The following is an 18,125-nucleotide window of genomic DNA, read 5'->3' as shown; positions in this document are numbered from 1 at the left end:
TCGTACAAGTGGTCACCTGGGACCCGCGCGCGCTTCGGCGGAGGCGTGGCGATCGCCGAACCATGGGAGCCGCAATGGGACCTCGACCCGCACGATGACCACGGCTCCCTCAACATGGCATTTCGTGATCGAAGCATCGTTGGCCGAGGCGAGATCGCGCGCGTGCCGACACGCCGTCTCCGGCGATGCCATCGCTTGGCGCGCCGCGGCCAGGGCGCTGAGATCGGCGGCCGACTGAGCATGGTGCCGGGCTGTGCGCGCGACCCCTACCAGCACCAACGCCCCCGCGGTGAACCAGATCAACGTCATGAGCGCGACGACCCAAACAGTGCCCGCCCCCCGATCGCTCCCCACCCGTCGCCCCACCTCAACGACCGACCACGCCCTCACCATGGACTCCCACCCTCATCGACGTTTCGACCTGCCCCCACGGCCCATCCCTCGCATCGACGCCTCCCCTCATCAGCCCCTCGACCCGCCTCATCAGCCCCTCGACCCGCCTCAGCAGATCTCGACCTGACGCCATGAGCCAGAGCGCCTCCTTCGGTGATTCCACCCGCCTCCAACAGCCCGTCACCCCCCATCGACGGCCCCCCTCGGCTCCTCGACCGCCGGAACAGACCCCGGCCAGCCGCCACGAGCCAGAGCCTCCCTCGGTGACTCCACCCGCCCCCAACAGCCCGTCCCCCCATCGACGGCCCCTCCATCGGCTCCTCGACCGCCGGAACATGTCTCGGCCTGCTGTCATGAGCCGGTGCTTGTTCGGGGGCGTGAGGCGGTGGCCTGGTGTCATGGGCAGGCGGAGTGCTTCGGCGGTTCCGGGGGATCTCTGCTGTTCTCAGGGCGTCGGCGGGGTGCCGTCACTCAGGCTCAACACCGGTGGGCGCCCGTCGTGCTTCCATGATCAAGTCGTCGACTCCCCCCTCGGTGGCGGAGGTCGCGGTGGCGGCCACGTGGACCGGCGGCATTCCGACGGCCCAGCCCGGGCGGATGGTGGCGGAAACGGTCACCCGGCTCAGTTCCGCGTCGCGGGTGATGGAGACGACCGCACCCGGAGGGGCCGCATGACCGGCGAATCGCCGAACGATCTCCAGCGCCTCGCCGCGGGCGGCCGCCCGGGCGCCGGCCCGTGCCGCATCGACACATTCGAGTCGAGCACCGACCGCGGCGATGGCCCAAAGAGCCGCTCCCAGCACCAGGGCCAGCGACGGGAGCGCGACGGCCGTCTCCGCCGTGACCGACCCCGACTCGGACTCAGACCGCGGGAAACCCGGACGTCGTGTCCACCGCCTCCACCGTGACCGCCGCCTCCGCGTCCGCCCCGGTTCCGCCACGTCCACGTGGGTCACCGGTTCATCCCGCGAGTCTGAGGGCCCGGCTGATGATGTCGGACAGCATCTTCCGCACCTCGGGACTGCTCACGATTTTGAACAGGAGGCCCGCGAAGGCACAGGCGGCGATCGTGCCCACCGCGTACTCCGCGGTGGACATCCCTGCCTGCGCACGCATGCGGGCCAGATTGACGCGCGTGCTCGCGGAGGTCTGAACGCGCACCCGCAGCCGCTGGAAGCGGTGAAGCAGCCCTGCCCCCTTTCCGTCCCGAATGACCTTGAGCGCGTGCCGCCCCCGTCGACGGATCCACCTGCGCATCGGACCTCCCCTTAAGTCGTCATCGTCGCCGTGTGGGTGACCACCCGGACCTTGACCAGCGAGGACAGCTTCGCCGAGCGGAGGGGGCCACTTCTGAGCCGAACGTCATTCTGTGGACAACCCGCCGACCCCGCGCCAAGCCTGTGGATAAGTTGGCCAATGCCAGGCGCCCGATCGGCGGGTCATCCCGATGTCCTCGTGACGTCGGCGGGCTGCGCCGATGTCACGGGTCTGATCTCGATCGTCGCCCGCCGCCCGCCGGTCGTCGGCCGCCGATCGTCGGCGCGCAACGGCCGCTCATCGACCGGTCAGCGGCGGTCAGCGGCGGTCAGCGACCGAAGACCTGGCCTGCCAGACCCGCGACCACTGGGATCACTCCCACGAGCACGAACGCCGGCAGGAAACACAGTCCGAGAGGCGCGACCGCCTGAACGCCCACCCGTCGAGCCGCAGCGGAGGAGGCGGCCCGGGCGTCCTGCCGCGCGTCATCCGCGAGTCTGGACAGCACATCGGCCACCGGCGCCCCGCTGAGGGCCGCGCGGACCATGCCACGCGCCATCGCCGCCAGTGGCCGGTCCTTCTCCAGCGCCGACCAGGCATCCTCAGGGCGGGCACCAAGCCGCAGCTGGCCGTTCACCCATGCCAGGCGCTCGCCGAGCGGGCCACCGATCGCGTTCGCGGCCGTCTGCACCGCGGCGCTCACCGGCCGGCCCGCCCGCAGACAGGCCACCATGAGATCGACCGCGAACGGAAGATCGGCGGTGATCCGCGCCCGGCGCCGACGTGCCTCGCGGGGTTCCGCGCGGTGACCGATCACCAGCGTCAGCACACCCGCACCAACTCCGCACACCACTCCGGGCACGCCACCGACGAGCGCGATGCCTCCGCTCGCGACCAAGATCGGCGGCAGCGCCTTCCGGAACGTGTACGCGCCGAAGCCGTATCTGGCGAACCGCCCCCTCAGCCCGGAAGCACCACCAGAGGCGAAGACGCCCGACACGCCGTTGATGCCGTCAGGGCGTGCCTCCGCGTCGAGCCGCATGCGGAACATGGGGATCTTGGCCAGACGCTCGCCCGGATCCCACGGAGTCAACCAGAGCCACGTGGAGAGCCCGACGAGGCCGGTAGCGATCAAGATGCTCATGAGTCCTCCGAGCCTTCCTGTTGTGGGACCGGACGGGCAGGGCGGGCACTCATCTCACGGAACAGTCCCGCCTGGTTCATCGCCTTGAGCTGGTTCAAAGGCACGGGTGTCGTCGGAGCGGTGCTGGTGTGTGCTGGAGCTCACCATCCCGCTCGGGGTGCGTAGACGTCGTCGAACCAGTGCGTCGGACCAGTTACTGAACGCAGATGCGCGATGTCAGCCGGTAGCGCGCTGTCCACGAACGTTCACCGGCTCGAGCGCCGTAGCAGGCGCCGGCATCGCCGTACCACGACCCGCCGACCCGGCGCCGATCACTGCGGCACGTGGCCGGGGGAGAGAGCCGCGCCCGGGGAACGTACGCGGTCACCGCACCAGGTGCGGCCCGGGGTGGCGAGCCGCACCCGGTGAACGTATGTGGTCACCGCACTAAGTAGGGCCCTACCTGCACAGACGGCCCTGCATGAACCGTCCTCTTCCAGTGATCATCATTAGTCGCACGATCGTCGCGTGGACACGCGTCTGTCTGGTTCGCGGTCATGTGCCCCGCTCCTGGGCGTGGGAGACGAGCCGGTTCATCCACCACAGGCCCGCGACGTCCAGCAGCCCACCGGCGCCGAGACATGCCGCGCCGGCCGGGCCGCCGAGCAAGAAGTCCAGCGGACGCAGCCCCAGCCCGGCCGCGAGCAGGATTCCGAGCAAGGGAAGCCCCGCGAGCAGCCGAGCGGTGGAACGGGGCCCGGCCAGTTGGGCCGAGACCTCAGAACGGTGAGCCTCGGCCTCCCGCAGAGAGCAGCCCACCCTTTCCACGAGAGCGGCCAACCCCGCGCCCGATGTCTGGCTGACGCGCCAGCAGGCCGCGAGGCGCACCAGACCTTCTCCACCGTGATCAGGAGCGGCTCGCTCGAGAGCCGAGGCCACGTCACCACCGTCGCGGGCTATGGCGATGACAGGACGAAGGGCGGTGGGATCGGGCAGGACGAGACAGGACACCGCCCGCGCCAGCGCGTCTCCCGGCGGCCGCCCCGTCGCCAGCTCGGCGACCAGAGCCTGGCTCAGTTCGATGGAGGACCTTCTCCATGCGGCGGCCTGTCGTGCGGGACTTCGCCGGAGGGCGACACGCGACAATCGGGCGATGCTCGCCCATCGCGCCTGGTCTCGGGGACGCGTCAAGGCGAGCAGCCGAACGGTCGCGGCGTCAGGGCTCGTCCAGACCCCCACTGCCACAGCGATCAGAACGACGGCGACCACGAGCATCGAACATCTCCTCCTGCTCGCCGCCCAGAAGGGCTCGGGCCTCGGCGGTGTGGCGGGAGAATGGGGTCATTGGAGGATATGAGGAGCGCGGGCGAGGAGGGTGGGCAGCGCCGGGCCGTGTTGAGGTGGACCGTTGGCGGGGAACGTGAGGGCGGGGACGACGCGGACGAGGCCCGATGACTCGCGTTCCATGAGGCATATCTCGGCGACTCTGCGGCGCCCGCCACCGGCGTCGCGGACGAGGTGGATCACGGCGTCGAGGGCCGCGGCGATCTGGCTGTGGACGGCCTCCCTCGAAAGCCCGGCGGCACAGGCGAGCGCTTCCAGCCTGGCGGGCACATCGGCGGGGTTGTTCGCATGCAGAGTTCCACAACCACCGTCGTGGCCGGTGTTGAGCGCGGCAAGGAGGTCGACGACCTCAGCGCCGCGCACCTCTCCTACGACCAAGCGGTCCGGGCGCATGCGAAGGGCCTGCCGGACCAGGTCGCGGAGGCCTACGCCGCCGGCCCCTTCCAGGTTGGCCGGCCTGGTCTCCAGCCGGACGACATGCGGGTGGATCGGCCGCAGCTCCGAGGAGTCCTCGACCAGGATCAACCGCTCGCCAGGATGAGCCAGGGAAAGCATTCCGGACAAAAGTGTGGTTTTTCCAGTACCGGTTCCACCCGTCACGAGGAAGGCCAGCCGGGAGACCACGATCGCGCGCACCGCCGCGGCCCCAGGGCCTGCAACCAGTTCTTCCAAAGTGAAGGACCTGCGGGGCGGGAGCCGGAGGGACAGGCACGTGCCGTCGGAGGCCACCGGCGGCAGGATCGCGTGCAGGCGTACGCCGCCCGGCAGACGGGCGTCGACGTAGGGGCAGGCGTCGTCCAGGCGCCTGCCCGCGGCTGCGGCCAGCCTCTGGGCGAGCCTGCGCACCTCGTCGTCGCCGGGGAAGACGACCGAGGTGCGCCGCAGGCCGTCACCGGCGTCGATCCAGACGTTACGAGCGCCGTTGACCAGCACATCGGTGACCTCCGGCTCGGCCAGCAAGGGCTCGAGCGGCCCGGCGCCGATGAGATCGGCCCTCAGAGCACGGGCGACCTCGAGGACCTCGGCGTCCCCCAGCACCGCGTGCTCGGCTCGGAGCGCGGCGGCCACCTGGGCGGCCGAGGGCTGGGCGCCCGTGCGGGCGAGACGCACCCGGACGGCCTCTACCAGGTCAGGGGACACCACCAGACGATTCATCGGCGGGTGTCCGCGGTCAGGGAGGGCGTGACGGGTGTGGGTGGCTGAGGAGTGGACGGGATGGGGCGAGATATGGACGGGGTGGGGCGAATGGACCCGGTGGGGCGAATGGATCCCTTGGGGCCAGTAGAGCCAGTGGCGCCGGTGGGGCCGTTGGACGCGGTGGGGCCAGTGGACGGGGTGGGGTGAGGGGTCATCGGGGCTCCAGGGTGGTGAGGAAGTCGGCGCAGAAGCGGCCGAGAGGGGTGCGGTCGCCGAGGGGTGGGGCATCGCCGCGGTTGAGGACGTCGGCGAGGCCGCGCTGGTCTTCGAGGACCCCGACACAGGACACGCCGAGGGAGCGGGTGATCACCTCGGGGAGCAGGACGCCGTCGCGCGCCACGACGCCGATGTCCGAGGTGTGCCGGCTGATCTCGATCAGGAGTTGAGAGGCGGAAAGCACGCCTCGCACGTCCGCGGGCACGAGCAGCAGGGTGGACCCCGCTCGCGAGAGCGCCTCGCCCGCCGCTGGCCCGACATGTCGCGGGAGGTCGACGACGATGAGATCGCACCCTCTGTGCGCGGCCTCGAGGACGGCCCGCATGGCCTCCGCGGGGATGGGTGGGGACTCCCCGCGATGCCACGACAGCACGGTGAGCTCGCCCATCGTCGGCAGGGCGGCTTGCAGGGCCGTGAAGCTCACCCTGCCCTCACGCTCGACGATGTCGGGCCATCGTGCGCCGATGGCGTGCTCTTGGCCGAGGATGACGTCGATGCCGCCGCCGAGCGGGTCGGCGTCCACGAGGAGCGTGCGCATGCCACGTCGCGCTCCGGTGAGGGCCAGGGAAGCCGCCAGCACGCTGGCGCCGGCGCCGCCGCTGCCGCCGATGACGCAGACCGTCTCACCTGCCCTGATCACCGGCTCTGACGCCTCGGCGAACTCGTCCACCAGTCGCCGCTCGGCCTGCGGCAGTTCCAGAACCGCCTTGGCGCCCACGGCCACGCATCGTCGCCAGACGGCGGAATCGTCGCACGCCCTGGTCACGAGCAGCACGCCCTGCCGCTGCGGTGGCCCGGTCGCGGCCAGGGCGTCGGCCGCGTCCGCGCCCACGACGACGAGCGGGGCGCGCTGCCAGTAAGGCCGGGCATGCGTCGGGGCGTGCGCGACGTCGATCTCCACACCGGCGGCGGCCGCGACCCGCAGGAGATCGTCCAGCAGATCTTGATCTTCGGTGATCACCAATGGGCGGGGCATGGGGTGGCCTCCCTGTCGTCCGAGGCCACCACCTTCCAGGACCGGCCACATCGCTCATGGGAGCGAACGGCGTTCTGTGGATAACCCTCTGGCCTGCGAGCGAGACGGGACGGAAGAAGCCGAGGCCGGCGGCCCCGGCCGCCGTGGCCCCCCGATGGGCATCCCAGCATCGCCATCGCGTGGAGCCATTGCAGCGCTGGACGCCGCCGGATGCCCTCACCGCTCCTGTCAGCGGCTCGCATGGCGTTCGTCGCAGGGCGTCCCGTGCAGCCGCTTCGAGTTGCTCGCTGATCCTTCTCCCGTGGACACGTGCCTCGCCCACCGCCGGCCTGGCCACCTCGCGCTGTCGGTGCGGGCCGGCGGGCACCGGTAGGTGCTCCTGCCGTCCTGAGGCGGTGGAGGCGGGGGTACGCGGTGGCGAAAGAGGGAGCCGGGTCGCCCGGGGGAAGCTCTGCGCGGCGGCAGGGATGGGGGAGAAAAGGGCGACCCCCGCCGGGGGGGGAGAGCGGGGGTCGCCAACCGGTCCGGCTCCGGGGGGGTAGAGCCGGTCCCGTTTTAGAAGAAAGCCTTCATCGCCGACCACAGCGTGGCAAGGGGCTGCAAAAATCTTACCCAGGAACCAACGCCACAGTCATGTGGACACCAACGTATGGTGCCCGATGAACTCAAGTTCCGTCGAGGAGCAATCTCTGATTTCCGCGAGTTTTTTTCCGCCGTAGCGGATCGGCTACTACAAGTATGCGGAAAACGTCCCGAGAGAGACCGATCACGGGCGGTGATCGAAAGGTCTTCACATCCGGCTGTCAGGATCTTCGGGACGGCGCGGCGAGCCCCGTTCGCGGCATGCTCGGAGGCGCGCCGGTTCGGCGCCCGGACAAGCGAAGGTCGGTAAAGGTCTTGCTCCAAGGGGTTCCCATCAGGCGGGATCCGACGTAGAAAGGTTGCACGGACTGAGTGTTCGAGTGCGACCACCGGGTACCCACGCGCGACCAGCCGCGGGAGGCGCGTCGAGACGGGCTTGACCCGCTACGACGATTTGAGGTGCACGCTTGGTAACCCGGTGTGGCGCACTGGCGGCGGCGTCCCAGACCAGGGGCGCCGTTCGCTTCTGTCCGGAGCCGTATCCCCCTCGCCGTACCGACCGTAAAACCTCGCCCGTCTTGTTCGTTTCAGCGCAAGGATTTCACCGGTTCGGCCAGACGAGGAAGATTTTTTCGTTCAACCTCGTCGATTCTCGTAGGATCTCGCGGTGGTCGCGGCGATCTCCAGCAGGCCGTCCCAGGCCCACGATCCCAGGCCCGGCGATCCGCGTCTCGAGATCCGCGTCCGGCGGGCCGCGCGGCGGAGCCCGTCCGGTGATCTGGATCCGGTGCGCCTGACCTCATCACGGCTCGGGCGAGGCGATGCGACACCGGTGAAACTCAGCCTCGTTGCAGGGCCTCGCAGATGGCCGTGGCCTCGCGGGCGCCGACCTCCACGGCGGCGGCACAGTGCCGCACCCAGGCCGCCACGCCCTCGCCGGTGCCCTTGAGGTAGCCCCGCAGGCTCTCGGCGTACGCGTCCGCGAGGTCGTGGTGCCCGACCTCGACCGCCACCAGCGACTTGGGGTCCAGCCCGAACTCCACGAGCGTGAGCCGCTCGGCCGCACGCGCCACCAGGCCGTCCGCAGTCCCGAAGGGCCGGACCGCGGCCAGCTCGGCGTGCACGACAGCGGCCAGCACCAGCGCCGGAGCCCTGGTCGGCGTCGTGATCAACGTGACCAGCGAGGTGAGACGCGCGGCCGCGGCCGCGGCGCCGGGAGCCGGGCCGATACCGAGGACGTCCGTGGCCGAGCCCGGACGGTCCACGTCAGCGGCGTCACCGGCATCGGCGCCGGGACCCGGGACGACCACGCCGGCGGCGTCAGGGTGAGTGCGGCCGGCAGCCTGCTCGTCGCGGTGCGCGCCGGGATCGGTCGCCGACCGGGTGCCGGAGGAGGCGTCCGTCCGCGGGCGGCCGAGCAGCGGGTCCGGGATGATGCCGACGGCGGCCAGCGCGTGGAGACGGGCGAGGACCTGTCGCGGCGCCGTTCTCCAGGTGGCGCCCAGGCGTCCGATCTCGGCGGACGCGCGCAGCGCCCCTGCCGCGACGAGGGACTCGGCCTCGCCCGACCGCAGCGTCTCCAGCGCGACGTCGGCGCCTTCGAGCGCGGCGGAGGCGCGCGCGCCGCGCAGGGCGGACTCCGCGGACACCTCGGGGCCGCGGCGGCGCAGCACGCGGTGCCCGTACAGCCGGTCGACGGCCGACCGGGCGCTCTGGACGGCGTCCGGGACGCCGGGCAGCCCGGCGATGACAGCCAGTGGGTCGCTCACGCCTCCCGACCCTACCGGCGAGTACGATGCGGGCGTACGGCGGTGAAGGTCAACGGCGGGTCAAGGGGAGTTCAGGTCGCGCCCGGCGGAGCGGGCGGAGGTTCACGGCGTCGTCAATGGCGCCCCCGGTGCGCGCCGCCGGCGAATGGGGGTGCCGTTCGGCGCGTGGTTCACACCGTTCAACGAGCATGCCGCGAATGGGCCTTCTGTGCTCTCCGCTTTTATTGTTGGATATCATTTCCACAACGAATCCGCAGCTTTTGTGACCGCATGTAAAGCCCGTTGTGAACCACGGTGGAGGTGACCGCCGACGGGCTTCGCCGGTCCGTCCCCCCTTGTCCCGCCACCTCGGGACTGGTGAAGTGGGACCCAGCCCAATCGAGCCAGGCCATGTGAAGGAGTACGTTGTGGCCCCGGAAACCCCTGGTCGCGAGACCCAGGAGACTCTGTCGAACCTGCTGCACGAGAGCCGGCGCTTCGCGCCGCCGGCGGACCTCGCCTCGTCTGCGAACGTGACGGCCGACGCCTACGACGAGGCGGCGAACGACCGTCTCGGCTTCTGGGAGCGGGCGGCCGACCGGCTGAGTTGGGGGCGGCGCTGGGAGACGACCCTCGAGTGGAATCCTCCCTTCGCCAAGTGGTTCCTGGGCGGCACGCTGAACGTCGCCTACAACTGCGTCGACCGGCACGTCGAGGCCGGCCGCGGTGACAAGGTCGCCTACCACTGGGAGGGCGAGCCGGACGGCGACACGCGCACGCTGACCTACGCCGACCTGCTGCGCGAGGTGAGCAAGGCGGCCAACGCCCTGACCGAGCTGGGCGTGGGCAAGGGCGACCGCGTCGCGATCTACATGCCGATGATCCCCGAGCTGCCGATCGCGATGCTCGCGTGCGCGCGCATCGGCGCGGTCCACTCGGTGGTCTTCGGTGGCTTCTCGGCCACGGCGCTCAGCGGGCGCATCCAGGACGCCGACGCCAAGCTGGTCATCACCGCCGACGGCGGCTACCGTCGCGGGGCGCCGAGCGCGCTCAAGCCCACCGTGGACGAGGCCGTCGCCGAGTGCCCGGGCATCGAGCACGTGCTCGTCGTGCGCCGGACGGGCCAGGACGTCCAGGTGACCGACAAGGACATCTGGTGGCATGACATCGTCGACCGCCAGAGCGACGAGCACGAGCCGGCGCAGCACGACGCCGAGGACCCTCTGTACATCCTTTACACCAGCGGCACGACCGGGAAGCCGAAGGGCATCCTGCACACCACGGGCGGCTATCTCACGCAGACGGCCTGGACCCACCACGCGGTGTTCGACCTGAAGCCCGAGTCCGACATCTACTGGTGCACGGCGGACATCGGCTGGGTGACCGGACACTCCTACATCGTGTACGGCCCGCTCGCCAACGGCGCGACCAGCGTGATCTACGAGGGCACCCCCGACACTCCGCACAGGGGCCGTTTCTGGGAGATCGTGCAGAAGTACGGCGTGACGATCCTCTACACCGCGCCCACCGCGATCCGCACGTTCATGAAGTGGGGCGACGACATCCCCGCCAAGTACGACATGTCGTCCCTGCGCGTCCTGGGGTCCGTCGGCGAGCCGATCAACCCCGAGGCCTACGTCTGGTACCGCGAGCACATCGGCGGCGACCGCTGCCCCGTCGTGGACACCTGGTGGCAGACCGAGACCGGCGCCATCATGATCAGCCCGCTGCCCGGTGTGACCTCCGGCAAGCCCGGCGCCGCCATGCGCCCGCTGCCGGGCGTGGTGGCCGACGTCGTGGACGACCAGGCCCAGTCGGTGCCGGACGGCGGGGGCGGGTTCCTGGTGATCCGCGAGCCGTGGCCGTCGATGCTCCGCGGCATCTGGGGTGACGAGAAGCGCTACGTCGACACCTACTGGTCCCGCTTCGAGGGGATGTACTTCCCCGGGGACGGCGCCAAGCGCGACGAGGACGGCGACCTGTGGCTGCTCGGCCGGGTCGACGACGTCATGCTGGTGTCCGGTCACAACATCTCCACCACCGAGGTGGAGTCGGCGCTGGTGTCCCACCCCAAGGTGGCCGAGGCGGCGGTCGTGGGCGCCACGGACCCGATCACCGGCCAGGCCATCGTGGCGTTCGTCATCCTGCGCGGCAGCGCGGAGGAAAGCGCCGACATCGCCAAGGAACTGCGCGACCACGTGGCCAAGGCGCTCGGGCCGATCGCCAAGCCGCGTCAGATCATGGTGGTCCCCGAGCTTCCCAAGACCCGGTCCGGCAAGATCATGCGCCGCCTGCTCCGCGACGTGGCGGAGAACCGCAGCATCGGCGACGTCACCACCCTGGCCGACAGCTCGGTGATGAAGCTGATCTCCGAGAAGCTGCCGTCCACGTCGAGCGAGGACTGATCGGCGGTCCGAAGTCCACGGAACGCCCATCGTCCACGGATGATCGCCTGAAGGGTGCGGATCGATCCGGTCGCGCAGACCGCCGGTCCGCACCCGCGGCGTTCCAGGCCGGAAGGCCGCCGGGCCGCCACCCGCGGCGTTCCGGGGCCTGAAGGCCACTGGATCAGGCCCACGGTGGGCCGGGTCGCGGTGCCCGCGAGGTCATGCGTTCTCCTGATCGGGGAAGTACCCGGCATGTTCGATACCGCGGGGGTTCGCGCACAGGCGAGTCCGATGCGGCGAACACGGGCGAGTCCGATGCGGCGAATCGGACGGCGAGGCGGGACGATGAACATCACGCAGGATGAATGTGACCGCAACATCCGATAGGAGAGCAGACATGGCCGCTCCGCCCGAGGAGGAATCGCTCGGCGCTCTCGTCGCCCAGGCGAGCCACCACATTTCGACCCTGGTCCGCTCGGAGATCGAGCTGGCGAAGGCCGAGCTCAAGTTCGACGCCAAACGGGTCGGCACGGCGGCCGGGCTGTTCGGTGTGGCCGCCTTCATGCTGCATCTGTGCCTGATCCTCGCCTCGTTCGCGATCGCCTACGGGCTGGTGCAGCTCGGGATGATGCAGTGGCTGGCGTTCACGATCGTGACGGTGTTCTACCTCGTCGTGGCGCTGCTGCTCGCCTTCGTCGGCTACCGCAGGCTCAAGGGCCTCACCGGCATGAAACGCACCGCGCGGAGCCTGAAGGGCCTCAAGGACGTCGCCAGGCCCGACGGGGACGAGCCCGCCGTCCCGCTCGCCTCCCCTTCCCGACCGGTGCCCGAGCCGTACCGTGGCCCGACGGCGGGCGAGGTGGGCCACCACCGCGTGCCGCTGGCCGGCTCGTCGGCCGCGGCGTCCGGCGGCCCTGCGGGGACGTCCACCGGGTCCTCGGACGGCCCGGCCGCCGGCGACCTCGACGCCGGGCGCACGAGCCCGAACCTGTGAGTCCGGCCATGAGCGCACGTCCCGACGAGTCGCTGGCCCGCATCCCCGGGCCCTGGACCCATCGTTCCGTCCACGCGGGCAACGGCATGTTCCACGTCGTGGAGGCCGGCGAGGGGCCGCTGGTGCTGTTGCTGCACGGCTTCCCGCAGTTCTGGTGGACCTGGCGGCACCAGCTGGAGTCCCTGGCCGGGGCCGGGTACCGGGCCGTCGCGGTGGACCTGCGGGGGTACGGCGCCAGCGACAAGCCGCCCCGGGGGTACGACCTGCCCTCGCTCGCCGGGAGCATGGCCGGGCTGATCCGCGCGCTCGGCGAGACGTGCGCCGTGGTCGTCGGCCACGACTGGGGCGGCCTGGTGGCGTGGACCATGGGCGCGACCGACCCGAAGGTCGTGCACCGTCTGGTCACCGTGTCCGCCCCGCACCCGCTGCGGCTGCGGCAGGCCATCCTCGGCAACCCGTTCGGGCGGCCGAAGGCCGGCAGGCACCTTCTGGGGTACCAGCTTCCCTTGCTTCCGGAGCGGCGGCTGACCAAGCACGGCGCCGCGCAGGTGGGGCGGCTGCTCGACGCGTGGTCGGGTCCCGGCGGGTTGCAGGAGGAGGTCACGGCGACCTACCGCGACGCCTTCAGCATCCCCACGGTGGCCCACTGCGCCCTTGAGTACCACCGCTGGTTCGTCCGCTCCCAGCTGCGGCCGGACGGCATGCGTTATCGCAAGCTCATGCGCACCGAGCTGGAGATGCCGACGCTGCAGCTCCATGGCGCGTCCGACACCTGCATGCCGCCGCGCGCCGCGCAGGGGTCGAGCCGGTACGTCGCCGCGCCGTACCGCTGGCGGCTGCTGGAGGGCGTGGGACATTTCCCGCACGAGGAGCGTCCTGAGCAGTTCGACGCCGAGCTGCTGGGCTGGCTGGGGGACCCCGAACCCGACAGATGACGATATTTCGTACTCTGGGGTCATAAACCCAGGAGGGATGGACGGTGACCGGCCACCAGACGGGACAGAACGACCACCACACGGGCCCGCACGCCCACACGGACACAGACGCGGACGCGGACGCGGACGTGCGAGAGACGACTCCGGCCGACCGCGACGCGGACGCGGCGGGACGGGACCGGGATCCGGCGGGACGGCCGCGCAACGCCCGGCCGCGTGACGCGCTGGGCCGCCCGCTCCCCAAGGGCGCGCCGGGCGTGGAACGCGTCCCTGACGACTACGCTCCGGACGCCGGACGGGCCGTCGCCGACGCCCTCGCCTACCTGGTGGAGGAGCGCCCGTTCCACGCCCACGAGGTGCTGGAGGCGCGCTGGAAGACCGGTCCGCAGGACGAGCGCGAGCTGTGGCAGGGGCTGGCCCAGATCTGCGTCGGTCTGACCCACCTCCAGCGGGGCAACACCCGGGGCGCGGCCACGCTGCTCGACCGCGGCGCCGACCGGCTAACCCGGTACGACGCCGGGACCGCCGCCACGCACCGCCGTCCTGTCGACCTCACCGCGGCGGTGCGCGCCGCCCGCGAGCTCACCGAGCATCCGGCGACCCCTGCGGCCGAGGCCATCGCCCAGGTCGCGGACGCCTTCAGAGCCTCTCCCGCCGGCCGGTCCTGACAGATCGCCCGGCCTCGCGCCGGGAAGGTCAGTCGCAGTCCTGGGTGTCGACGCGGGCCACCGAGGCGCTGCCCTCGTCGGCGTCGGGACGCACCTCGGCGGCGGTCAGCGCGTACCCGGTGTCCGGCTGGTCGGTCGCCGCCGCGAAGATCACGCCGTAGACCTGGCCGGTCGGGGTGAGCAGCGGACCGCCGGAGTTGCCCGGCTGCACCAGCCCCCGGATGGCGTACACCTCGCGGGTGACCGTCTTGCGCGAGTAGATGTCGGAGGCCTTCGCGTTCTGCTTGACGCGGATGCGGGCCGGCCGGGTCGTGAAGCCCTTGCCCTTCGGAAAACCGGCGATGATCGCGTCGTCCTGGCCCTCGGCGGTGAAGTCGAACTTCAGCGGCGGGACGTCCAGGTCGGGGACGTACAAGATGGCGATGTCCCGGTCGGGGTTGTACAGGACGACCTGGGCGTCGTGCCTGACGCGGTTCTCGTCGGTGACCCGCAGCTCCTGGGTGACACCGGCGACCACGTGCGCGTTGGTCATGATGCGGTGCGGGGCGAAGACGAAGCCGGTGCCCTCGATGAGCTTGCGGCAGGCGGGAGCCGTCCCCTGCACCTTGACGATCGCCCGGCGGGCCCGCTGGAGCTGCGGGCCGCGCACCACGCTGGCGTCCGGCGGCGGCACATCGACGAACGTGCCGCCGCCGATGGCGTTGAACACCTGCGGGAACTCGGAGTTGTCGACGAACTCCTTGAAGGAGAGCTGCCACTCCTTGGCCTTCTCGGGCATCGCCGCGTCGACGGTCCGCAGGAGCAGCGAGCCGTTGGTCTGCTGGTTGAGCCACGGAAAGGGCGCGACCGAGAGCAGCGAGCCGATCAGCCAGGCGATGATCAGGACCGACAGCGCGCTGGTGAAGGTGCCGCCGAGCGCGTCCACGGTGCGGGCGGGCTCCCAGGTGACGTGGCTGCGGACGACCGCGCCGATCGTCGAGGAGGCGAACTGGCCGATCACCGCGCCGAGAAAGACGATCACTATGGCGAGCAGGGCCTGCTCGGTGGAGGCGCTCACGACGGCGTGCGCGATCGGCGGCGCGATCAACACCCCGAGGACACCCCCGCCGACGAAGCCGAGGAAGCTGAAAGCCCCGATGATGAACCCCTGCCGATAGCCGGACACGGCAAAGGCGATCACGAGAACAATCAGGATGAAATCGAGGAGATCGCCGCTCACGCCTCAACGGTATCCAGCGCGGCCACGAGCCGTGCACTCGTTGGCTCGATATCGTTGCGGCATGGTATCGATCGGGGGGTCGAACGACGGGCGAGCGGACGGGCGCCCCGCCACGGGCGCCACCGTGCCCGGCGGCAGGCCGCAATCCTGGGTCCGCAACCTCCGCTGGATGCGCGCGGACGCGGGCGTGTCTCCGGAGCTGGCGAAACTCGGCGTCGATGAGCTGATCGCCCTCGCTTTGGAGGACGACGACCCTGACGGCCCCCGCAGATGGAAGGCCGTGGACGCGCTGCACGCCCGTGGCGATCTGGAGACCTTCACCGAGGCCCGGAGGCTGTGTGCGAGCGATTCCCGCGTCGAGCGCGTGCTGGGCGTGGACATCCTGGGCGAGTTGGGCACTCCGCTGCGGCCCTTCGTCGACAAGACGCTGTCGGTCCTGCGTTACCTGGCCGCCTCGGACGACGACGTCCGCGTGCTCCACGCCCTGCTGATCGCGTTCGGGCACCTGCGGGACGGACGAGCCCTTCCGTCGGTCATCGAGTTGTCCACGCATCAGGACGCGACCGTCCGCTACGGCGCGGCGTACGCGTTGTCGCACGTCGTCGGCCGTCCGCCGGACCCGGCTGGGCTCGCGGCGCTCCGCCGGCTCGCCACCGACCCCGACGAGGACGTCGCCGACTGGGCGGCGCTGGGCCTCATCCTGCCGTGACCGTCGCCATCCTGCCGTGATCGTCGCCGCTTCCGCGGGGACGGCCCGCAGAGGCCGGCCTAGCGGCGGGCGAGGCGGAGCATCTCGGGGGGCAGTTCCTCGACGCGGCCGCCGTCCCAGGGGCGCTCGAACCCGGTGGCGGCCAGCAGGTCGTTCAGGATGCCCGCCGTGAACCCCCACACCAGCATTCCGCGCACCTTGAACGCGGGCCCCGCGAAGCCGCCGGGAAGGCGCAGCCGCAGCCGGTTGCCCGGGTCGACCAGTTCGGCGATGGGCACGCGTGCCACGGCGTCGACCTCGTCGGGGGAGGCCGCGTGGACGGCGCAGGGCGTGTGCCACCAGCCGAGCACGGGGGTGACCCTGTTGTCGCTCCGCCAGACGTAGAGCTCGGGAAGCGTGCCGACCACCTGCACGCCGCCGGGTTCCAGACCGGTCTCCTCCTGCGCCTCGCGCAGCGCCGCGCCGACCGGGCCGCCGTCGCCCGGGTCCACGCCCCCGCCGGGGAACGCGGGCTGGCCGGCGTGGTTGCGCCCTTTCGCGCTGCGCTGGATCAGCAGGACGTCGGGGCCGAGCGCCGACTCCCCGAACAACAGCAGGACGGCCGCGGCACGCCCTCCGACGGCCGGCGGGCGCAACGCCGCGGGAACGGGATGGTGGACGGCGTTCGCCGCGAGATCGTTCAACCAGCCGGGCACGGGAGCAGTCATGCCATACCTCCTTGCGGGGAGCAACATCGGCCGCATGCGGCAGCTTCCCGCTTCCCGTGCGAAACCTCGGAACCGGGCCTAGGAGAACGGGCCGGGGCGGACGAGCTTGGCCGCCTGCTCCGGATCGGTGGGGCCCTCGCCGAAGGACGGGCAGAGGCTCGCCAGCGGGCACACGCCGCACGCGGGCTTGCGGGCGTGGCAGATGCGGCGCCCGTGCCAGATCAGATAGTGCGACATGTCGGTCCACTGGCTTTTGGGGATCAGCTCGCCGACCGCGTGCTCGATCTTCACCGGGTCGGTCTCGGTGGTCCACTGGAAGCGCCGGGTGAGGCGCTGGAAGTGGGTGTCGACCGTGATGCCGGGCACGTCGAAGGCGTTGCCGAGGACCACGTTGGCGGTCTTCCTGCCGACTCCGGGCAGTGTGACCAGGTCCTTCAGCTTGCCGGGCACCTCGCCGCCGTAGCGGTCGCAGACGGCCTGGGCCATGCCGAGGATGCTGTTGGCCTTGGCGCGGAAGAACCCGGTCGACCGGATGATCTCTTCGAGCTCGGCCCGGTCGGCACCGGCATAGTCGGCTGCGGACCTGTATTTGGCAAAGAGTACTGGAGTAACCATATTGACCCGTTTGTCCGTACACTGCGCTGAGAGGATCGTCGCGACCAGCAGCTCGAGCGGGTTGCCGAAGTCGAGTTCGCAGTGGGCGTCGGGATAGGTTTCCGCCAGGATTCGAGTCATCCGTCGGGCTCGGCGTACCAGGGCGAGCCGGGACTCCCCGGCGGAGGTCACTTTGCGGGGCACCACGTCAGCCTACGCGGACGGGCTCCATGCGACCCCCTTGATGCAGTACGTCACAATGTCTAGCAGCGAGCGCGATCCCCAAATGTGGCGCGCTGTCGTGGTGGCGCGGCCACTGGACGAGGAGGGCACCGTGAATACCGACGACGTGCTGGGTAAGGCCCCTTTGTTCGCCGCGCTCGACCGCGAGAGCGCCGCCGCGCTCCGCACGGGCATCTCCGAGGTCGAGCTTCACAAGGGGCAGACCCTCTTCAGCGAGGGCGAAACGGGTGACCGGCTCTACGTGGTGCTGGACGGAAAGATCAAACTGATCCGCACCGCGCCCGACGGCCGCGAGAACCTGCTCAGCGTGCTCGGCCCGAGCGAGATGTTCGGCGAACTCTCGCTGTTCGACCCCCGGCCCCGCACGGCGAGCGCCATCGCCCTGACCGACGTCCGGCTGGCCGGGTTAGGGCACGACGACCTGCGCCCCTGGCTCACCGGACGGCCCGAGGTCGCCCTGCACCTGCTCCGCGCCCTCGCCCAGCGGCTGCGCCGCACCAACGACGTGATGGCCGACCTGGTGTTCACCGACGTGCCCGGCCGCGTCGGCAAGGCGCTGCTCGACCTCGCCGAGCGGTTCGGCCAGCGCACCGAGGATGGCCTGCGGGTCCACCACGACCTCACCCAGGAGGAGCTGGCGCAGTACGTGGGCGCCTCCCGCGAGACCGTGAACAAGGCCCTGGCCGACTTCGCGCAGCGCGGCTGGCTCCGCATCGAGGCCAAGGCCGTCGTCATCATGGACGCCGACCGCCTCCAGGCCCGCTCGAGGTAACCGCAAAGACGCCCACCCCACCTCACCCGGCACCAGCGGCAGCCCCGGCCACCCTCGGGTG

General features: G+C 71.0%; 17 protein-coding genes. 6 read left to right on the top strand and 11 right to left on the bottom strand.

What is annotated here, in order from left to right; all coding sequences use genetic code 11:
• Positions 1-12: 12 nt before the first annotated feature.
• The 8 genes from ACFQSB_RS28230 to ACFQSB_RS28195 all read right to left on the bottom strand — a co-directional run bounded on the left by ACFQSB_RS28230 (position 13) and on the right by ACFQSB_RS28195 (position 8,857).
• The gene (locus tag ACFQSB_RS28230) at positions 13-393 is read right to left on the bottom strand and encodes an Rv3654c family TadE-like protein (protein WP_380829936.1); all 381 of its coding nucleotides are present in this window, start codon (positions 391-393) and stop codon (positions 13-15) included.
• A 467-nt stretch (positions 394-860) separates the two neighbouring features.
• Complete coding sequence (locus ACFQSB_RS28225; protein WP_380830001.1) at positions 861-1,334, bottom strand: TadE family type IV pilus minor pilin; 474 nt, start codon at positions 1,332-1,334, stop codon at positions 861-863.
• Positions 1,335-1,353: 19 nt separating this feature from the next.
• Entirely contained in the window at positions 1,354-1,650 is a 297-nt protein-coding gene (locus tag ACFQSB_RS28220; protein WP_380829935.1) for a DUF4244 domain-containing protein, read from the bottom strand.
• Positions 1,651-1,978: 328 nt separating this feature from the next.
• A complete protein-coding gene (locus ACFQSB_RS28215) occupies positions 1,979-2,794 on the bottom strand; it encodes a type II secretion system F family protein (RefSeq protein ID WP_380829934.1) in 816 nt (271 codons plus the stop codon).
• A gap of 534 nt (positions 2,795-3,328) precedes the next feature.
• Positions 3,329-4,048: a type II secretion system F family protein gene (locus tag ACFQSB_RS28210; RefSeq protein ID WP_380829933.1), complete on the bottom strand. Its 720-nt coding sequence runs from the start codon at positions 4,046-4,048 to the stop codon at positions 3,329-3,331.
• A 66-nt stretch (positions 4,049-4,114) separates the two neighbouring features.
• Complete coding sequence (locus ACFQSB_RS28205; RefSeq protein ID WP_380829931.1) at positions 4,115-5,272, bottom strand: TadA family conjugal transfer-associated ATPase; 1,158 nt, start codon at positions 5,270-5,272, stop codon at positions 4,115-4,117.
• A gap of 193 nt (positions 5,273-5,465) precedes the next feature.
• Positions 5,466-6,506 (bottom strand): septum site-determining protein Ssd, encoded by a 1,041-nt coding sequence (ssd, locus tag ACFQSB_RS28200; protein ID WP_380829929.1) that lies wholly within the window; start codon positions 6,504-6,506, stop codon positions 5,466-5,468.
• Positions 6,507-7,927: 1,421 nt separating this feature from the next.
• Positions 7,928-8,857, bottom strand: a complete 930-nt coding sequence (locus ACFQSB_RS28195) for a Fic family protein (protein WP_380829927.1) — start codon at positions 8,855-8,857, stop codon at positions 7,928-7,930.
• 407 nt (positions 8,858-9,264) lie between these two features.
• Between ACFQSB_RS28195 and acs the strand changes: the two genes are divergently transcribed.
• The 4 genes from acs to ACFQSB_RS28175 all read left to right on the top strand — a co-directional run bounded on the left by acs (position 9,265) and on the right by ACFQSB_RS28175 (position 13,820).
• Positions 9,265-11,241: an acetate--CoA ligase gene (gene acs, locus ACFQSB_RS28190; protein ID WP_354837669.1), complete on the top strand. Its 1,977-nt coding sequence runs from the start codon at positions 9,265-9,267 to the stop codon at positions 11,239-11,241.
• Between the two features lie 379 nt (positions 11,242-11,620).
• Complete coding sequence (locus ACFQSB_RS28185; protein ID WP_380829926.1) at positions 11,621-12,217, top strand: phage holin family protein; 597 nt, start codon at positions 11,621-11,623, stop codon at positions 12,215-12,217.
• Between the two features lie 8 nt (positions 12,218-12,225).
• Positions 12,226-13,152 (top strand): alpha/beta fold hydrolase, encoded by a 927-nt coding sequence (locus ACFQSB_RS28180; protein WP_380829925.1) that lies wholly within the window; start codon positions 12,226-12,228, stop codon positions 13,150-13,152.
• Positions 13,153-13,196: 44 nt separating this feature from the next.
• On the top strand, positions 13,197-13,820 hold the full coding sequence (locus ACFQSB_RS28175) for a DUF309 domain-containing protein (protein WP_380829924.1): 624 nt from the start codon (positions 13,197-13,199) through the stop codon (positions 13,818-13,820).
• 28 nt (positions 13,821-13,848) lie between these two features.
• Here ACFQSB_RS28175 and ACFQSB_RS28170 read toward each other — a convergent pair whose 3' ends face one another.
• Positions 13,849-15,039 carry a MarP family serine protease gene (locus tag ACFQSB_RS28170; protein ID WP_380829922.1) on the bottom strand — a complete coding sequence of 397 codons (1,191 nt, stop codon included), beginning with the start codon at positions 15,037-15,039 and terminating at the stop codon, positions 13,849-13,851.
• A gap of 61 nt (positions 15,040-15,100) precedes the next feature.
• On the opposite strand from ACFQSB_RS28170, the gene ACFQSB_RS28165 reads away from it, so the two are divergent.
• The gene (locus ACFQSB_RS28165; protein ID WP_380829920.1) at positions 15,101-15,748 is read left to right on the top strand and encodes a HEAT repeat domain-containing protein; all 648 of its coding nucleotides are present in this window, start codon (positions 15,101-15,103) and stop codon (positions 15,746-15,748) included.
• Between the two features lie 59 nt (positions 15,749-15,807).
• On the opposite strand, the gene ACFQSB_RS28160 is transcribed toward ACFQSB_RS28165, so the two are convergent.
• Positions 15,808-16,455: an NUDIX hydrolase gene (locus tag ACFQSB_RS28160; RefSeq protein ID WP_354837657.1), complete on the bottom strand. Its 648-nt coding sequence runs from the start codon at positions 16,453-16,455 to the stop codon at positions 15,808-15,810.
• A 78-nt stretch (positions 16,456-16,533) separates the two neighbouring features.
• Positions 16,534-17,190 carry an endonuclease III gene (gene nth / locus ACFQSB_RS28155; RefSeq protein WP_354837655.1) on the bottom strand — a complete coding sequence of 219 codons (657 nt, stop codon included), beginning with the start codon at positions 17,188-17,190 and terminating at the stop codon, positions 16,534-16,536.
• A 193-nt stretch (positions 17,191-17,383) separates the two neighbouring features.
• Here nth and ACFQSB_RS28150 point away from each other — a divergent pair, with 193 nt between their 5' ends.
• A complete protein-coding gene (locus ACFQSB_RS28150; RefSeq protein WP_354923040.1) occupies positions 17,384-18,064 on the top strand; it encodes a Crp/Fnr family transcriptional regulator in 681 nt (226 codons plus the stop codon).
• Positions 18,065-18,125 lie beyond the last annotated feature (61 nt).

Source organism: Sphaerisporangium rhizosphaerae, from assembly GCF_042665155.1.
GTDB lineage: Bacteria > Actinomycetota > Actinomycetes > Streptosporangiales > Streptosporangiaceae > Sphaerisporangium > Sphaerisporangium rhizosphaerae.
This window is presented reverse-complemented; position numbering and strand designations above follow the sequence as displayed.